Annotated in this window: 16 protein-coding genes and 1 pseudogene; 6 read left to right on the top strand and 11 right to left on the bottom strand. The window is 62.8% G+C overall.

Annotated elements, in window-relative coordinates:
• The 10 genes and pseudogenes from VGO12_RS26845 to VGO12_RS26800 all read right to left on the bottom strand — a co-directional run.
• Positions 1 to 93, bottom strand: a pseudogene (locus VGO12_RS26845) (F0F1 ATP synthase subunit B'); the annotation flags it as partial.
• A gap of 76 nt (positions 94 to 169) precedes the next feature.
• The gene (locus tag VGO12_RS26840; protein ID WP_025426100.1) at positions 170 to 397 is read right to left on the bottom strand and encodes a F0F1 ATP synthase subunit C; all 228 of its coding nucleotides are present in this window, start codon (positions 395 to 397) and stop codon (positions 170 to 172) included.
• Positions 398 to 479: 82 nt separating this feature from the next.
• On the bottom strand, positions 480 to 1232 hold the full coding sequence (locus VGO12_RS26835; RefSeq protein ID WP_327515764.1) for a F0F1 ATP synthase subunit A: 753 nt from the start codon (positions 1230 to 1232) through the stop codon (positions 480 to 482).
• A 60-nt stretch (positions 1233 to 1292) separates the two neighbouring features.
• Positions 1293 to 1652 (bottom strand): AtpZ/AtpI family protein, encoded by a 360-nt coding sequence (locus tag VGO12_RS26830; protein ID WP_327515763.1) that lies wholly within the window; start codon positions 1650 to 1652, stop codon positions 1293 to 1295.
• A gap of 300 nt (positions 1653 to 1952) precedes the next feature.
• Positions 1953 to 3074: a cell wall hydrolase gene (locus VGO12_RS26825; RefSeq protein ID WP_327515766.1), complete on the bottom strand. Its 1122-nt coding sequence runs from the start codon at positions 3072 to 3074 to the stop codon at positions 1953 to 1955.
• 318 nt (positions 3075 to 3392) lie between these two features.
• The gene (locus tag VGO12_RS26820; protein WP_327515762.1) at positions 3393 to 5291 is read right to left on the bottom strand and encodes a potassium transporter Kup; all 1899 of its coding nucleotides are present in this window, start codon (positions 5289 to 5291) and stop codon (positions 3393 to 3395) included.
• A gap of 16 nt (positions 5292 to 5307) precedes the next feature.
• On the bottom strand, positions 5308 to 6285 hold the full coding sequence (locus tag VGO12_RS26815; RefSeq protein ID WP_327515761.1) for a magnesium transporter CorA family protein: 978 nt from the start codon (positions 6283 to 6285) through the stop codon (positions 5308 to 5310).
• Positions 6286 to 6627: 342 nt separating this feature from the next.
• On the bottom strand, positions 6628 to 7806 hold the full coding sequence (gene apbC / locus VGO12_RS26810; protein WP_327515760.1) for an iron-sulfur cluster carrier protein ApbC: 1179 nt from the start codon (positions 7804 to 7806) through the stop codon (positions 6628 to 6630).
• Positions 7807 to 8296: 490 nt separating this feature from the next.
• Positions 8297 to 9070 (bottom strand): LuxR family transcriptional regulator, encoded by a 774-nt coding sequence (locus tag VGO12_RS26805; protein ID WP_065776018.1) that lies wholly within the window; start codon positions 9068 to 9070, stop codon positions 8297 to 8299.
• A gap of 142 nt (positions 9071 to 9212) precedes the next feature.
• A complete protein-coding gene (locus VGO12_RS26800) occupies positions 9213 to 9953 on the bottom strand; it encodes a LuxR family transcriptional regulator (protein ID WP_327515759.1) in 741 nt (246 codons plus the stop codon).
• On the opposite strand from VGO12_RS26800, the gene VGO12_RS26795 reads away from it, so the two are divergent.
• Complete coding sequence (locus tag VGO12_RS26795) at positions 9853 to 10140, top strand: hypothetical protein (protein WP_327515767.1); 288 nt, start codon at positions 9853 to 9855, stop codon at positions 10138 to 10140. The genes VGO12_RS26800 and VGO12_RS26795 overlap by 101 nt on opposite strands.
• Before the next feature lie 7 nt (positions 10141 to 10147).
• On the opposite strand, the gene VGO12_RS26790 is transcribed toward VGO12_RS26795, so the two are convergent.
• Positions 10148 to 10966 carry an IclR family transcriptional regulator gene (locus tag VGO12_RS26790; RefSeq protein WP_327515758.1) on the bottom strand — a complete coding sequence of 273 codons (819 nt, stop codon included), beginning with the start codon at positions 10964 to 10966 and terminating at the stop codon, positions 10148 to 10150.
• 151 nt (positions 10967 to 11117) lie between these two features.
• Between VGO12_RS26790 and VGO12_RS26785 the strand changes: the two genes are divergently transcribed.
• The 5 genes from VGO12_RS26785 to VGO12_RS26765 all read left to right on the top strand — a co-directional run bounded on the left by VGO12_RS26785 (position 11118) and on the right by VGO12_RS26765 (position 16150).
• The gene (locus VGO12_RS26785; protein ID WP_327515757.1) at positions 11118 to 11888 is read left to right on the top strand and encodes an SDR family oxidoreductase; all 771 of its coding nucleotides are present in this window, start codon (positions 11118 to 11120) and stop codon (positions 11886 to 11888) included.
• Complete coding sequence (locus VGO12_RS26780; protein ID WP_327515756.1) at positions 11885 to 12805, top strand: 2-dehydro-3-deoxygalactonokinase; 921 nt, start codon at positions 11885 to 11887, stop codon at positions 12803 to 12805. The genes VGO12_RS26785 and VGO12_RS26780 overlap by 4 nt, the downstream gene beginning before the upstream one ends.
• A 16-nt stretch (positions 12806 to 12821) precedes the next feature.
• Entirely contained in the window at positions 12822 to 13454 is a 633-nt protein-coding gene (locus VGO12_RS26775; protein WP_327515755.1) for a 2-dehydro-3-deoxy-6-phosphogalactonate aldolase, read from the top strand.
• 4 nt (positions 13455 to 13458) lie between these two features.
• Positions 13459 to 14340, top strand: coding sequence for an SMP-30/gluconolactonase/LRE family protein (locus VGO12_RS26770; protein WP_327515754.1), 882 nt, complete (start codon positions 13459 to 13461; stop codon positions 14338 to 14340).
• A gap of 85 nt (positions 14341 to 14425) precedes the next feature.
• Entirely contained in the window at positions 14426 to 16150 is a 1725-nt protein-coding gene (locus VGO12_RS26765) for an IlvD/Edd family dehydratase (protein WP_327515753.1), read from the top strand.
• The last annotated feature ends 1 nt before the right edge of the window (position 16151 follow it).

The raw sequence follows: 16151 nt of genomic DNA, 5'->3' as shown, positions 1-16151 counted from the left end.
TTCGGTGTGCACCTCACCGGCCGCAGCGGCATCGTGTGCTTCGGCGCCTTCAGTGGTGGTTGACTGCTGGGCATAGGCCGCGGTCACAAACATGCTCACCTCCAGGTGCACTCAAGAATATGCGCGGCCGCGGCCTTTTGAGGGGCCGCGGCCGAAACTCCAGCCGTTATTAGACGGCGAACAGGAGGAGCAGAGCTACGAGCAGCGAGAAGATGCCCAGAGCTTCCGTAACGGCGAAGCCGAATACGAGGCGGCCGAACTGGCCGTCAGCAGCCGACGGGTTGCGCAGCGCGCCAGAGAGGTAGCTGCCGAAGATGTTGCCGAGGCCGAGAGCCGTGCCGGCCATACCGAGGCAAGCGAGACCTGCGCCGATGTACTTTGCTGCTTCCGCTTCCATGATTGAACTCCTTCGAATGGTGTTGCGGCTTAGGATTGTGCTTCCGGCGGAGGGCCGGCCGAAAGCAAGCGACTGTTATTCCTTAGTGGCTTCCGGGATGCACAGCGTCGTTGAGGTACATGCAGGTCAGTACCGCGAAGACATAGGCCTGGAGGAAGCAGACGAGGAATTCAAGACCGGTGATGGCGACGGTCATGATGAGCGGCAGGATGGCGCCACCGATACCGACTGCGCCAAGAGCGCTCAGCGACGTGACGAAACCTGCGAAAACCTTCAGCGTGATGTGGCCGGCCAGCATGTTGGCGAAGAGACGGACCGAGAGGCTGATGGGGCGGGAAAGGAACGAGATGACTTCGATCGCGACAACGAGCGGCAGAAGCACGCCGGGAACGCCATGCGGCACGAAGAGCTTCAGGAAGCCGAAGCCGTGCTTGTAGAAGCCGTAGAGAATGACCGTGCCGATAACGAACAGCGCCAGGGCAAAGGTGACGATGATCTGGCTGGTGATGGTGAAGAAGTAGGGCATCATGCCGAGCAGGTTCGCCGTCAGGATGAACATGAACAGCGAAAACACCATCGGGAAGAACTTCATGCCGCCGCTGCCGGCGCCTTCGCGCAGCATCGAGGCGATGAATTCGTAAGACATTTCCGAAACCGACTGCAGGCGGGTCGGGATCAGACCGCGCTGCGACGTCGTCAGATAAAGGAAGCCTGCGGCAACACCCACGGTCGCAACCATGAACAGCGACGCATTGGTGAAGGAAAAGTCAATGCCACCAATTTCGATCGGGACAATCTTGTTGACCAGGAACTGGTGGGTCGGATCGTTTGACACCGCGCTTCTCTTTCGTTCTACCCGCCCGGGAGCGGAAACCGTTTTCTTCGGGGCAACGCCTCAGCGGGCGTCTCCGTCCTTCTTGTCATTCCCAGAACCGCCTCGTCCGGCTTCCGGTGTCGCCACCATCCCGGCCGAGCGCAGCACATTCAGCACGCCAGCGCAGAACCCGAGAAGAAGGAAGACAATCATTCCCCACGGCCCTGTACCCGCAAAGTGGTCCAAAAGATAGCCCAGAAACGCCCCGACAACGATGCCGGCGATGAACTCGCTCGAGAGCTTCATCGCCGCCGCATAGCCTTTACGGCTTTCGGCGGCTCGTGCCTCCGCTGCATCAGGCGCCTGAGGCCTCTTGGCCTCGATCTTGTCGCCGAGCTGCTTCAGCCGCGCTTCCAGACTTTCTTCAGGTTTCTCCGCCACGTGGCTGCTCCCTTGTTGCCCTTGTCCGGTCTCAGACCGTGATTTCGGTCATACAAAGGGCCTTGGTTCAAGCCACGTTTCGGCCCCATTTGAAGTCGCGCGCAACATAGTTTTAGGCATCCGCATAGTCAAGGCATGCGGACCGCTTGGGCGTGGACAATATTTTGCAACAAATTCATCTGGTTACGACCATGTCGATCGATCTTCGGCACGCTTGCCGGCGGAATCGTCGCACTCGTTGGCAGGAATCTGCCTCTTGCGCGCGCCAACGGAAAGACGGCGGAATCGCGTCAGGCGCGATCAGCTCCAGCCGCCGCCATAGGTGCGATAGAAGATGTGCATGCCGATCTTGCCGACCCGCTTCATCGTCTTGGCCCATGGCGGGTTGACGTAGGTTGCGTGGTAGTGGGTCGCCGACCCGACTTCCGGCAGCCAGATCTTGCCGGCGGTCACCGCCATGGCGACCTCCTTGGCCGCCTTCCAGTGCGAGCGGGAGTAGACGAGGTCGCGGATCATGTCGCAGGCGAAGGAGAACTGGCAGCGGTTGCGCCAGGTCTTGTTCTGGTAGACGACGCCGCAGATCGTCTTCGGATAGGTGGGGTTGCGGACACGGTTGAGAATCACCTGGGCAACCGCAGCCTGGCCCTTGAGCGGCTCGCTGCGCGCCTCGAAGTAGATGCCTTCGGCGAGGCACGCCTGCTCTTCCTTGCTGAACACCGAGCCTGGCAATGCCGTTGCGGCCCAGGCATGATCATCCGGCGCGATATCGGGAATGAACCGGCCGGCATTCTTGTCTTCGCGCAGAATCGAATCGAAGGGCGATTCACGCGCATAGTCCGGCTCGGGCCGGACATAGGCAGTCGCAAGAATGTCGGCCTTCTCGTTGGTCACGAGTTTGGCGAGCATGGGCGAAACGCCGGCATCCGCCTTCGGCGGCCGCTTCCGATAGAAGGCCGTGGCGATCTCGATCTCCTTGCCCTTGATGTTCGGCCTGGCGAAAACCATCTTCTCGCCCGCTTCGAAGCGCGGCTCCGTCAGGGAGCTCGTGCGCTGCAGGATCGAGCCGGCGGTGAAGTCCTTGGGCGGGGTCACCGGGGTCACGGCGACAATGCGGCCCTTCTTGGCCTGGCGGTTGACGCGGTCCTCGTCCGGCGTGCCAGAATGTTTGGTTTCGGACGTCAGGGCCACACGGCTGCCATCGGGCATGTTGATGCCGGCGCCGCCATCGAGTGCTCCAGTGGTGACCGGATCGGTAAAGACCATCTCGACTTCATGAATCGAGCCCGCCGGCGATGGCGTCATATACATGCGCCAGCGTTCGCCGCCGCGGTTGATGCCCGAAAGGAAGGTCGCCAGGTCCGCATAGGCGGCGACTGACGGGAACCCGAGATAGAGCGCCATGCCGATGATCGCAGGCGCCATCCAGGCGGAAACGTTCAGACGAGACTTTTGACGCAGGTTCTGACTCTTACGCACCAACCGACTCCACGCAACGCTTAAAGGCGGCACGGCTTCGCCCGCGCCGGCGATGGGGCCAGCGTCGGAGAACCCGCGCGGGAAGCTAAGACAATCAAGCAGCCGGACAGACGGCCGGCACTGCTTCGTTCGAGCCTTGAAAATGAAGCATTAACCTTGATGTTTGGTTAATGCGACCTCGCTGATGGAAACGGTCCCGATCAAAACAAAGGGGCGGCCTCGCCGTGAAGCCGCCCCTGAAGAAGGCCCGCGCCCAAGTGCGCGTCAGATGATCACGTGCGAGCCGAGTTCGACGACGCGGTTGGTGGGCAGGCGGAAATAGTCGGAAGGGTCGATCGCCGCATTGGCAAGGGCGATGAACAACCGGTCCTGCCAGTGCGGCATGCCCGATTCGGCGTCCGGAACGAGCTTGCGGCGGCCGAGATAGAACGAGGTCGACATGATGTCGAACTTCAGGCCCGACTTGCGGAAGAGGCCAAGCGCCTGCGACACGTTCTGGGTCTCCATGAAGCCGAAGCGCATCTCAAGCAACGTGAAGCGATCCGACAGCGGCTGCATGCTCACCCGCTCCGATTTCGGAACCTTCGGCGTGTTGGCGGTGCGGATGGTCAGGATGAAGTTCTGATTGTGCAGCACGTGGTTGTGCTTGATGTTGTGCAGGAGTGCTGCAGGTGTCGATTCCGGATCGCTCGTCAGGAACACGGCGGTACCGGGTACTGCGACCGGGGCGTGCTCACTCTTGCGTTCGATCGACTTGATGAAGCTCGCAAGCGGAATGTCGATATGGCGGGTCTTGGCGTGCAGGATGGCGGTGCCGCGCCGCCAGGTCCACATGATGATGATGAAAGTGGCGGCGATCAGCACCGGCACATAGCCGCCGTCATGGATCTTCAGCATGTTGGCGCCGAGGAAGATGAACTCCAGCGCAAACAGCGGTACCAGCACTGCCGCAGCCGCAAGGGCCGACCAGTTCCAGCGCATGCGCAGGAATTCAAACGAGAGCACCGTCGTCACCACCATCGCGCCGGTCACCGAGATGCCGTAGGCGGTCGCGAGCGATTCCGACGAGCCGAAGACGAAGACGAGCGCCATGACGCCGAACATCAGAAGCGTGTTGACGTTGGGCAGGTAGATCTGGCCCGTGTGGGTTTCGGACGTGTGGAAGATCGCCATGCGCGGCAGGAAGCCGAGGTGGATCGCCTGTCGCGTCAGCGAGAAGGCGCCTGTTATCACCGCCTGGCTGGCGATGATGGTGGCAAAGGTCGCCAGGATGACCACCGGCAGCAGCGCCCATTTCGGAAACATCAGGAAGAACGGGTCGGACATCGCCTCCGGGTTCTTCAGGACGAACGCGCCCTGTCCGAGATAGTTGAGCGTCAGCGCCGGAAAGACGATCAGGAACCAGGCCCACTGGATCGGGCGGCGGCCGAAATGGCCAAGGTCAGCGTAGAGCGCTTCCGCGCCTGTCACCGTCAGGAAGACGGCGCCGAGCACGATGATGCCGACATAGCCTTCATTCAGCATGAAGCTGACGGCGTAATAGGGATTGAAGGCCTTGAAGATCGACAGGTCGTCGGCGATGTGCACGAGGCCGATGCCGCCCATGACCAGAAACCAGACGAGCGTGATCGGTCCGAAGAAGTTCGAAACGGCCGCCGTCCCCTTGGACTGCACGGCAAAGAGCATGAGCAGAATGACGACGGCGATCGGCACGACATATTCCGACAGCGCCGGCGTCACCAGCTTCAGACCTTCGACAGCCGAGAGAACCGACAGTGCCGGCGTGATCATCGCATCGCCGATAAAGAGGGCAGCACCGGCAATCCCCATGAAGAAGAGGATCGACGCGTGGCCGTTGGCCGACTTCATCAGCAGGGCGAGCAGCGACAGCGTGCCGCCCTCCCCCTGGTTGTCCGCACGCAGCAGGAACAAGACATACTTGATCGTGACGATGATCGTCAGCGTCCAGATCATCAACGAGATGAGACCGATGATCTCGACGTCGGTGACGCCGTCGTGGGATACCGGGCGCAACGCTTCGCGGAAGGCGTAGAGCGGGCTGGTGCCGATATCGCCATAGACGACACCGATCGAGCCAAGCCCGAGGACCAGCAGCCGGCGCAGATCCTTCGGCTCGTGGGAGGGGGCATGCGGTTGGATCATGCAAACCTACTGGCCTTCAAAGCCAGCCTTTCCAGCGGAAAAAGAAGAAGGGGATCACAGCCGAGATAACCATCGCTGCCAGGGCCCAGGGATAGCCGAGTTGCCACTCCAGCTCGGGCATCACCCGGAAGTTCATGCCGTAGACCGAAGCGACCAGGGTCGGCGGCAACAGCACGACCGACGCGATCGAGAATATCTTGATGATGGCGTTCTGCTCGACATTGATCAGGCCAAGCGACGCATCGAGCAGGAAGGTGATGTTGCCGGAGATGAAGCCGGCATGCTCGGAAAGCGACTGGATGTCGCGCGAGATCGAGCGGCAGAGTTCGCGCGTATCCTTGTCGCCCTGCACGTCGGGAACCGTGTAGACAAAGGTCAGCAGGCGTGAAAGCGAAGCAAGGCTGTCGCGCGTCTTGGCGACAAGGCGATGATGACCGGCGACGTCCCGCAGGCGCGCCTCGAGAAAATGCGGCGGGCGGCGCTTGCCCGCCGCCTTGTCGCCGAAAACGGCCATCGACAGATCATCGATCTTGATCACCGCCTCTTCGAGAATTTCGGCCGTGCGATCGGCGATCGCTTCCAGAAGCCGGGTCAACACCACGGCGCCGTTGCGGCAATTGCCCGGGAAACGGTGCATCGAGGCCTTGAACAGGGCGAAAGAGCGGGGTTCCGCGTACCGGATCGTCACAAGGCGACCGCCCGACAAGATGAAGCCGACATCCGTGAGCCCGGGTATCTCCGTCGCCGAGCGGAAAACCAGCGATGCGGTCATGAATACGGCGCTCTCTTCGACATAGAGACGGCTCGAGGGCTCGATATCCTTCAGATCGTCGCGCGTCGGGATCGAGATGCCCAACAGCTTCTCCATCATCAGGTCTTCCGCCTTCGTCGGCTCAACGAGATCCAGCCAGATGATATCGGAGCGCAGGCTCTCGGGCGGTTCGGCCGCCGACAGCACGACGGCGGTCCCGTCGGCGCAATAGCCGGTGATCATGCACCCGCCCTCGTCATGCGAAGCTTATCGCCGGACAGCAATGGCGAGAGGTCGTGCGCCACAAAATACCCACAAAAGAGATCCATCGGATGGTGCGTTCCGCCAGTCAGGACAAAGTCGTCAACTCAGTCATCGCGAGAGGCCAAGATCTCCGGCGAGAGGGCGTGAAGTTGGGCACCGTCGCAAGTGCGGCAAGGCATATGGCGCAACGCAACCGCAAAATCAATGCCCCCTTGCTGCTCGGCGCGCCGCCGTCACGCCGACACCCTATCCCATGTTCGCCTAAATCAAAACCGAATCAAGGACAAAACGATCAGGGGGTCGAGGGAGCCCTGCGGACGCTCATTCGAAGACGATGTTCGGCGCTGCCCGGCTCTTGTCCTGCTTTTGCGCTGACACCTGGCCCCAGACCTTCGACGCGATCTCCCGATAGATGCGCGCGACCTCGCCGGAAGGGTCAGACGCGACCAGGGGCGTGCCAGCATCCGACGTTTCCCGAATGCCCATGGTAAGCGGCACCTCGCCAAGGAACGGCACGCCGATGCGCTCGGCCTCCTTGCGGGCGCCGCCGTGGCCGAAGATGTCGTAGCGGTTGCCGGTGTCCGGGGCGATGAAATAGCTCATGTTTTCGACGATGCCGAGAACGGGAACCTCCACCTTGCGGAACATGGTCAGGCCCTTGCGGGCGTCGATCAGCGCCAGATCCTGCGGTGTCGAGACGATGACGGCGCCGGCGAGCGGCACCTGCTGGGCCATGGTCAACTGTGCGTCGCCGGTGCCCGGCGGCATGTCGACGACGAGCACGTCGAGGTCGCCCCAGGCGACTTCCCGCAGCATCTGCAGAAGCGCCGACTGGATCATCGGCCCGCGCCAGATCATCGCCACGTCCTCGTCGACGAGGAAGCCCATAGACATGACCTTGAGCCCGTAGTTTTCCATCGGGCGGATCATCCGGCCTTCGATCTGCTGCGGCCGGCCGGAAATCTTCAACAGGCGCGGCATCGACGGCCCGTAGATATCGGCGTCGAGCAGGCCGACCTTCAGGCCGTTTGCCTGGAGCGCCAGCGCCAGGTTGACCGACGTCGTCGATTTGCCAACCCCGCCCTTGCCCGACGCGACCGCGATGATGGCGCCGACGCCCGGGATTCCGGCCTTGGCCGGCGGCCCGCCCGCTGGGCGTGGTGCATGCGAATGACCGGCATGGGAATGCCCGGCATGCGATGGGGCCTGGGGCTGCGGCCGCTGCACCGGAGCGCCTCCAGACACGGCCTTGCGGTCCGCCGTCAACGCCACCATGGCTGCGGTAATCCCCGGGATATCGCGCACGACGCGTTCGGCGGCCGCCCGCATCGGCTCCAGTTCCTTGGCGCGATCGGCCGGAACGGTGATCGAGAAATAGGCCTTGCCGTCGGAGATGAAGACGTCCGAGACGAGGCCGAGGTCGACGATGTTGCCTTCCATGCCCGGTCCGCGCACCGTGCGCAGCTTCTCAAGGACCACTTCTTTCGTGACTTCCGGCATGGCGCCCTCTCATTCTTTTGTTAAGTCCTTAGATAGTCGAGGCGGAGCGCTTCGCCAATGCGGCATATCGCAAAAAGCAAGAGCCACCGCGCGCCTCTGGTGTCCGTACATCCGGGATCACCTGAGGCGGGCAGTGGCCCTATCGATCGCGACCTTCTTGGGCGCTGTCTTCTTTTTAGTCCCCTCTGGACATGCTCTTGGAAATGCAGGATGCGTGCCAGTTTCCCACGGGAGACAAATATTCATTTATATCAATGACTTAATCGACCAGAAGGAAGGATCGACGGGCGGCGGCATCTGCCCAGATTCTGGGCAATCGTCTCTAAAACGTCCAAGGATGGTGCAGGTCGGGACCGCCGGCAGACGACCGCAGCGGGCAACGCCGGGACCCGGCCAGGCATCCGACAACTCCCGCTAAAATCCCTTGCGGGCAAAAAAGAGGATCTGGGGGCCAAGGCGTCGATTGCGCGTAGGCGCGAACCTGAGGGGGCTAGCTGATGTAGCCCTTCTTCATCGCCTTGACGACCGCCTGGGTGCGGTTGACGGCGTCGAGCTTCTTGGTCACGTGGTTAAGGTAGTGATTGACCGTGTGCTCGGAGAGGCCAAGGATGCCGGCGATCTCGGCGCTGGTCTTGCCTGCGGCGGTCCAGCTCAGGCACTGGATCTCGCGCTCGGAAAGCGCTGCACCGCTGCTCTTCCAGACCGAGCCGATCTCGGCCAAACGGTTGTAGACATGGATCGCAATCATCTGCAATTCCATGGTGACCGTCATCGGCAGTTCGACCAGCGGCCCCATCAGGATGACAGCACCGCGGCCGCCTTCGGCATCATGCACCGGAAAATAGCTGGCCTGGAAAATGCCGTTCTCACGCAGCATCGCGATGTATTCGGCAGCCGATTCCGGCTTGCCGCCCTCGCCTTCCCAGTCCGCCAGCGTCACCTGGAACGGCGTCGTGGTCTCACGCAGGCGGCGCACACCGGTGCTGAAGCGCAGCATCGACAGGCTGTCGTACTTGTTCAACAGTTCTGCCGGCATGTTGGAGATGACGGTGCTCGCAGCAAGGCGCTCCACATCGATCGACGGGATCGAGCAGATCAGAAATGTCTTGAAGCCAAAGACCTGCGTGACCCGCCGCATGTAGCGGATGATGTCGAACTGGGTCTCAAGCTTTGCGATCTCGGACGCGAAATCGCCGCCCCGGGGCAGATCTGCGTCAGTCATCCCGGTCGTCATCGTATCCTGCATTCGCGCGTTCCATGGCATTCATTACGTATCAAATAGACCGAGCCGCCCGCCAATACCACCAGATGTTGGCGTTTCCCGCCGCCTCGACCCAAAAGTCTGTGTATTTCCCCGGCGAAGGGTCGATGTCGTCGTCAACTTCGCGCACGGCGCGCAGCGGTGGTCAGTTGATCAACCCGGCCCGCATCGCCTTGGCAACGGTTTGAACCCGATTAACCGAATCCAGCTTGCGTGTCGCCCGGTTAAGGTAGTGATTGACCGTGTATTCGGACAGGGCCAGGATCTTCGCCATTTCGCTGGTGGTCTTGCCCGCAGCCGCCCAGCGCAGGCATTCCACCTCGCGGCGCGACAGGCTTCCCGCACCCCGCCGGTCGCGGTCGCGGACCTCCATGTACTTGCTGTAGAGCACCCCTGCCCACAGGTTGAGTTCCTGCAGCTCGTCGCCCGAAACCACCGGACGGTCGCCGCCAAAGGCGATCGCCGCGCGATGTCCGCCTGCATCATGAACCGGCAGGTAAAGGCCGCGCGGCATGTTGGCCTGCTCGAAGACGCAGATCGCGGCATCGCCTTTGCCGTCGGACCGGCGGCGCGCGAGCTGGTGGGCGTCGTAGGTGAAGGGAATGGTGCTGCGACGCAGGCGCTGGATCACCGGACTGCCATTGATCAGCCCGGCGCTGTCATAACCTTGAAGAAAGGCTGTCGGGTAGTTGGTCATCAGCGCATTGACCGACAGGTTGGTGCAATCCGTCTCCGGCACGGCCAGCACCAGGAAACCACGGAAGCCGTAGGCGTCCGCAACCTGGGTGATCACCCGCCTGATATCCTCTTCGCAACAGATCGGCCCCCGGATGTTCCGTCCGTCAGGAAGCGTCAACGCCGACAAATTCGCGCTGAAATCGATCATTTTCCGCCCTTCTCCCCATCGGGCCGCGCGCAAAAACGCGCCGCTGACGCCGCATGAAGATCACGCCAAATTTCTATCAATACCAAAACCAAACCAGACTGAGACCATCCACGAACCTGAGTCTGATATATTAAAAGCTATCGGGCTTGGAGCGCTACGTCCAGTCGATGTTTCTAATTTACCGTAAAGTAAACTCAAGGTCCACCGCGACCCGGTCCAAGGCGGATTGCGGCCTCATCGCCGATCGCCTTGGCGACCGCCCGAACCGATGCCGCCCAAGCCGACAACTGCTCCATCGTGACCCGGTAGGCCGGCCCGGTGACCGAGATCCCGGCCACCAGTTCGCTGCCGGCAACGGCGATCGGCGCCGCGACACAGCGGATCTCCGCTTCATGTTCCTCCCGGTCGAAGGCATGGCCCTCACGGCGAATCTCTTCGATCTCCGCAAGCAAGGTGGCAGCCGAGCGATGCGTATGGGCAGTGAAGGCGTGAAACTCGGTGCGGGCCAGAACCTCATCCAGTTCCGTGTGCCCGAGGAGCGACAGCGCAGCCTTGCCGATGCCGGTGCAATAGGCCGGCGACGCCTTGCCGATCTGCGAACTCATGCGCACGGTCTGGCGGCTTTCCACCTTGTCGACGTAGACGATCTCGGCCTGTCTGAGCACGCCGAGGTGAACAGTCTCGCCGGTCAGTTCGTGCAGATGCCGAAGATGGGGCTCAGCCACGTCGCGGAACCGGTTGCCCGACCAGGAGCGATAGGCCAGTGTCAGCAGCCTCAGGCCGGGCTCATAGGAAAGGTCGCGCCGCTGAACGAGCAGATCCTCTTCGACGAGGTGACTCAGCAACCGGTGCAGCGTGCCGCGGGGCTGTCCGGATCGGGCGAGGATATCGGTGAAGCGCTGCGGGCCGTCCGAGTTGACCACCGCCTCCAGCACCGCAATCGCCTTGCCGAGCGTCCCTGTGCCGGCCTCGCCGGCGGCATGGTCCTTTGCCGCGCTCACATCATCGCTCATCGTTGCTCTCTTGTGCCAGACTGCGTCGCGGCATCCGTCGCTTGATCTTGACAAGCCAGACGCCTGGACGCGATAATTCCATATAATAAAATCAAGTTCCAGATAATGGAACACAAAAATTTGCGTTATGCAGTTTCTGGGGTACCGAACAATGTCCGTGCCAAGTGCACAGTTTCACGATCTCGCCGACCGCTGCGTCCTGATCACCGGCGGCGGCTCCGGCATCGGCGCGGCGCTGGTCGAGGCTTTCGCACGCCAGGGCGCGCGGGTCGCCTTTGTCGACATCGACGAGCGGGCAAGCCGCGAACTGTCCGGGAGACTTGCCGGACAAACGAAGGTAGCCCCCCACTACATTGCCGCCGATCTGCGCGACGTCGACGCGGTGCGCAAGGCCGCGGAAGACGCCGCAGCGTCGCTTGGCGCGATCCACGTGCTGATCAACAATGCCGCGCGCGACGACCGCGAGCCGTTGGACTCGGTGTCGGACACAAGCTGGGACGAAAGCCAGTCCGTCAATCTGCGCCATGTCTTCTTCATGTGCCAGGCCGCAGCACCACACATGCGGCGAGCCGGCGGCGGCTCGATCATCAATTTCTCATCGATCGCGTACCTGCTCAACATGGGCGAGATCCCGGCCTACGCCACGGCAAAGGCGGGCATCGTCGGCCTCACCAAATCGCTTGCCGGCGCGCTCGGCCCCGACAATATCCGCGTCAACGCGGTTCTGCCGGGCATGATCGTGACCGAACGGCAGAAACGGCTGTGGCTGAGCGACGCGGCGATCGCCGGAATGCAGGAACGCCAGTGCCTGAAACGCAGCCTGACCGCGGAAGATCTCGTCGGGCCCTGTCTTTTCCTTGCGTCCGACTGCTCCTTGGGCATGACGGCACAATCAATGATCATCGATGGAGGCGCATTGTGATGACGGCAGCCTATTATGCCGCGGTCGACTGGGGAACGACGAGTTTCCGACTGTGGATCATCGGCGAGGATGGCTCGGTGCTCGCCGAACGGCGCAGCGGCGAGGGCATGACGACGGCCAACAAGACCGGCTTCCGCACGATCCTCGAGCGGCATCTGGCTGCAGTCGACGCCCCGGGCCATCTGCCTGCGATCATCTGCGGCATGGCGGGCGCGAAACAGGGCTGGGTCGAGGCCGGCTATCTCGACACGCCAGCCGCGCTCGGCGACATCGCCGGTCGTGCCGTAGCCGTGACCGACCATGACCGCGACATCCGGATCCTTCCGGGCCTCGCCCAGCGCGACAAACGCCACCCGGACGTGATGCGCGGCGAAGAAACGCAATTGCTCGGCGCCGCCGGCGAACTCGGCCGCGGAAGACACCTTGTCTGCATGCCGGGGACCCACAGCAAATGGGTTCGGCTGGAGGACGGTGCGGTCAGCGGCTTTTCGACCTTCATGACCGGCGAGTTGTTCGACGTGATCTCGAAGCACTCGATCCTCAGCCACTCGATCGCGGACGCCCACGCCTTTTCCGGTGACCACCCAGCCTTTGCCGCAGCCGTGGCGGAAGCGCGCACCACGCCGGCGCTTGCCACCAATCTTCTGTTCGGCGCGCGCGCCGGACAGTTGCTCCACGGAGCGACTGCGACCGACGCCAAGGCCCTTATCTCAGGCACGCTGATCGGCCTCGAAATCGCCGGTGCACTCGCGACCGCGCGGTCGGTCGACAGCATCTGCCTCGTCGCCTCCGGCTCGCTCGGCACGCTCTATCACGCCGCACTCAAGAGCCTCGACTGCTCTCTCAAGGTCGTCGATGCCGATGCGGCCGTCCGCGCCGGCCTTTCGACCGCCGCTCAGGCCATCTGGCCCCTTTGAACGAAAGACAGTGACCATGTCCCGCATTCCCTTCCCGCCGATGAAGTATCCGCTGATCGCCATCCTGCGCGGTCTGAAGCCAGAAGAAACCGAAGGCGTCGTCGGCACCCTCATCGACGCCGGCTTTACCGCGATCGAAATTCCGCTGAACTCTCCCGATCCGTTCCGCTCGATCGAGACGGCGGTAAAGATGGCGCCAGCCGACTGCCTGATCGGCGCCGGCACGGTTCTGACGACGGAGCAGGTGGAAAAGCTGGCAGACGTCGGCGGCCGGCTGATGGTCAGCCCCAATGTCGAACCGGCGGTCATCTCGCTTGCGGCGAAAAAGGGCATGGTCACCATGCCGGGCGTGCTGACGCCGACCGAGGCGCTATCGGCCGCGGCCGCCGGCGCCACGGGCCTGAAGTTCTTCCCGGCAAGCGTGCTCGGCCCAGCCGGCATTACCGCCATTCGCGCCATCCTGCCGCCCGATCTCGAGATTGCCGCGGTCGGTGGCGTTTCCGACGCGAATTTTGGCGAATACGCCAAGGCCGGCATCCGCAGCTTCGGTCTCGGCTCGAGCCTCTACAAGCCCGGGATGGGTGCTGCCGAAGTCGGCGAGCGGGCGCGCGCCACCCTTTCTGCCTATGACAGCGTTTTTGGAGCGTGACGTGATGGAACCCAAGGTTTTTTCCGGCCGCATCCTCGACGAGGCGGTCTCGGCTCTCGGAGAAGGACCGACCTTCGACCCGGCCACCGGCACCGCATGGTGGTTCAACATCGTCGGCCAGGAACTGCACGAGCTGCACCTCGAAAGCGGGCGCAAATCGGTCCATGCCCTGCCGTTCCTCGGCAGCGTGCTTGCGGTGATCGACCCGGCGCGGCAGCTCATCGCTTCGGACAAGGGATTGTTCGTGCGCGACACGCAAACCGGCCAGCTGACCCCGTTGGCAACGCTTGAAGACAAGCCCGCCAACCGCTCGAATGACGGCCGGGTCCACCCCTCGGGCTCCCTCTGGATCGGCACCATGGGCCGCGGCGCCGAGAATGAGGCCGGCGCGATCTATCACGTGGCCGGCACGAAAGTGACCAGGCTCTATGACAGGATCAGCATCCCGAACAGCATCTGCTTTTCCCCGGACGGGGCGGCCGGCTATTTCGTCGACAGCCGCGTCAACAAGATGATGCGCGTCGAACTCGACGCGGCGACGGGCATGCCGAAAGCCGAGCCGACCGTGCTGATCGACGGCAAACCCCATCCGGGCGACATCGACGGTTCCGTGTGCGATGCCGAGGGGCTGATCTGGAATGCGCGGTGGGGCACCGGGTCCGTCGACATCTACACGCCTGACGGCAGCCTGGTCGCCCGCCATGCGCTTCCGGCGACGCAGACGAGTTGCCCGGCCTTCATCGGCGACAAGGCCGACCGGCTGCTGGTCACCTCCGCCTGGCAGGGCATGGATGAGGCGCAGCGCGCCGCTGATCCCCATGCCGGAAAGACATTCGACCTTGGCATCACCGTCAAGGGACGCTTCGAACCCGCCTTCAGGCTTTGAGTAAAAATCAGGCACTGGCGCAACGCCAATAAAAAGTCATACAATTCGTCCAGGCGATACTTCGCTTGGGAGAGGGAGAGCTCGCATGAGCGACAAGAAAAAAGAACTGCGCAGCCGCCATTGGTACGGCGGCACCGGCAAGGACGGGTTCATTCACCGGTCCTGGATGAAGAACCAGGGCTTTCCGGATCACGTCTTCGACGGCCGGCCGATCATCGGCATCTGCAACACCTGGTCGGAGCTGACGCCCTGCAACAGCCACCTTCGCATCCTCGCCGAAGGGGTGAAGCGCGGCGTGTGGGAAGCCGGCGGTTTTCCGGTCGAGTTCCCGGTATCCTCGCTCGGCGAGACACAGATGCGCCCGACCGCGATGCTGTTTCGCAACCTGCTTGCGATGGACGTCGAGGAAGCGATACGCGCCTACGGCATCGACGGTGTGGTGCTGCTCGGCGGCTGCGACAAGACAACCCCCGGACAGCTGATGGGTGCCGCTTCCGTCGACCTGCCGACGATCGTCGTCTCCTCCGGCCCGATGCTGAACGGCAAGTGGAAGGGCAAGGACATCGGTTCGGGCACGGACGTCTGGAAGTTTTCCGAAGCCGTGCGCGCCGGCGAAATGAGCATGCAGGAATTCATGGCAGCCGAAAGCGGCATGTCGCGCTCGCCGGGCGTGTGCATGACCATGGGCACGGCCACCACGATGGCCTCGATCGTCGAGGCAATGGGCCTTTCGCTGCCGACCAATGCCGCCCTTCCCGCCGTCGACGCCCGCCGCATGGCGTTGTCGCACATGACGGGAAAACGCATCGTCGAGATGGTGCATGAGGATCTGCGCCTGTCGAAGGTGCTGACGAAGAAAAATTTCGAAAACGGCATCATCGCCAATGCTGCCGTCGGCGGCTCGACCAACGCGGTGGTGCACATGCTGGCGATCGCCGGACGCGCCGGCGTCGACCTCTGTCTCGAGGACTTCGACAGGGTTGGCAGCCAGGTGCCGTGCATCGTCAACTGCATGCCTTCGGGCAAGTACCTGATCGAGGATCTTGCCTATGCCGGCGGCCTGCCGGCGGTGATGAACCGCATCCAGCACCTCTTGCATGCCGATGCACCGACGGTCTTCGGCATGCCGATCAGCAAATACTGGGAAGACGCCGAAGTGTTCAACGACGACGTCATCCGTCCGCTCGACAATCCGCTGAGAGCCGCCGCCGGCATCCGCGTGCTCAAGGGCAACCTTGCGCCGAACGGCGCCGTCATCAAGCCGTCGGCGGCGAGCGAGCACCTCCTGGTCCACGAAGGTCCCGCCTACGTGTTCGAGACGATCGAGGAGCTGAAGGAAAAGATCGACGATCCGGACCTGCCGGTGACGGAGGATACTATCCTGGTCCTCAAGGGTTGCGGCCCCAAGGGCTATCCGGGCATGGCCGAGGTCGGCAACATGCCGATCCCCCGCCGGCTCGTGGAAAAGGGCGTGCGCGACATGGTGCGCGTTTCCGACGCCCGCATGTCCGGCACCGCCTTTGGAACCGTCGTCCTGCATGTCAGCCCGGAATCAAACGCCGGAGGCCCCCTCGCGATCGTCAAGACAGGCGACCGGATCCGCCTCGATGCGATGAAGGGCGAGCTCAACCTGATGATCAGCGACGACGAGTTTGCGGCGCGCATGGCCGCCTGGCAAGCGCCGCCGCAAAAATGGACGCGCGGCTACTACAAGCTCTACCAGGACACGGTGCTGCAGGCGGACAAGGGTGCGGACCTCGACTTCCTCGTCGGCGGCAGCGGCAGCGAAGTGCTGCGCGAAAGCCATTGAC

Source organism: Ensifer sp., from assembly GCF_035999135.1.
GTDB lineage: Bacteria > Pseudomonadota > Alphaproteobacteria > Rhizobiales > Rhizobiaceae > Ensifer.
Note: the sequence above shows the minus strand (reverse complement) of the source record. Positions and strands in the feature narration are given on the sequence as shown.

Excerpts from the sequence above, each read along its gene's own strand:
- VGO12_RS26790 (WP_327515758.1), bottom strand. The coding sequence starts at position 10,966 with ATGAGCGATGATGTGAGCGCGGCAAAGGACCATGCCGCCGGCGAGGCC.
- VGO12_RS26775 (WP_327515755.1), top strand. The coding sequence starts at position 12,822 with ATGTCCCGCATTCCCTTCCCGCCGATGAAGTATCCGCTGATCGCCATC.
- VGO12_RS26800 (WP_327515759.1), bottom strand. The coding sequence starts at position 9,953 with ATGATCGATTTCAGCGCGAATTTGTCGGCGTTGACGCTTCCTGACGGA.
- VGO12_RS26805 (WP_065776018.1), bottom strand. The coding sequence starts at position 9,070 with ATGCCATGGAACGCGCGAATGCAGGATACGATGACGACCGGGATGACT.
- VGO12_RS26840 (WP_025426100.1), bottom strand. The coding sequence starts at position 397 with ATGGAAGCGGAAGCAGCAAAGTACATCGGCGCAGGTCTCGCTTGCCTC.
- VGO12_RS26825 (WP_327515766.1), bottom strand. The coding sequence starts at position 3,074 with ATGGCGCCTGCGATCATCGGCATGGCGCTCTATCTCGGGTTCCCGTCA.
- VGO12_RS26820 (WP_327515762.1), bottom strand. The coding sequence starts at position 5,291 with ATGATCCAACCGCATGCCCCCTCCCACGAGCCGAAGGATCTGCGCCGG.
- VGO12_RS26765 (WP_327515753.1), top strand. The coding sequence starts at position 14,426 with ATGAGCGACAAGAAAAAAGAACTGCGCAGCCGCCATTGGTACGGCGGC.
- apbC (WP_327515760.1), bottom strand. The coding sequence starts at position 7,806 with ATGCCGGAAGTCACGAAAGAAGTGGTCCTTGAGAAGCTGCGCACGGTG.
- VGO12_RS26785 (WP_327515757.1), top strand. The coding sequence starts at position 11,118 with ATGTCCGTGCCAAGTGCACAGTTTCACGATCTCGCCGACCGCTGCGTC.
- VGO12_RS26770 (WP_327515754.1), top strand. The coding sequence starts at position 13,459 with ATGGAACCCAAGGTTTTTTCCGGCCGCATCCTCGACGAGGCGGTCTCG.
- VGO12_RS26815 (WP_327515761.1), bottom strand. The coding sequence starts at position 6,285 with ATGATCACCGGCTATTGCGCCGACGGGACCGCCGTCGTGCTGTCGGCG.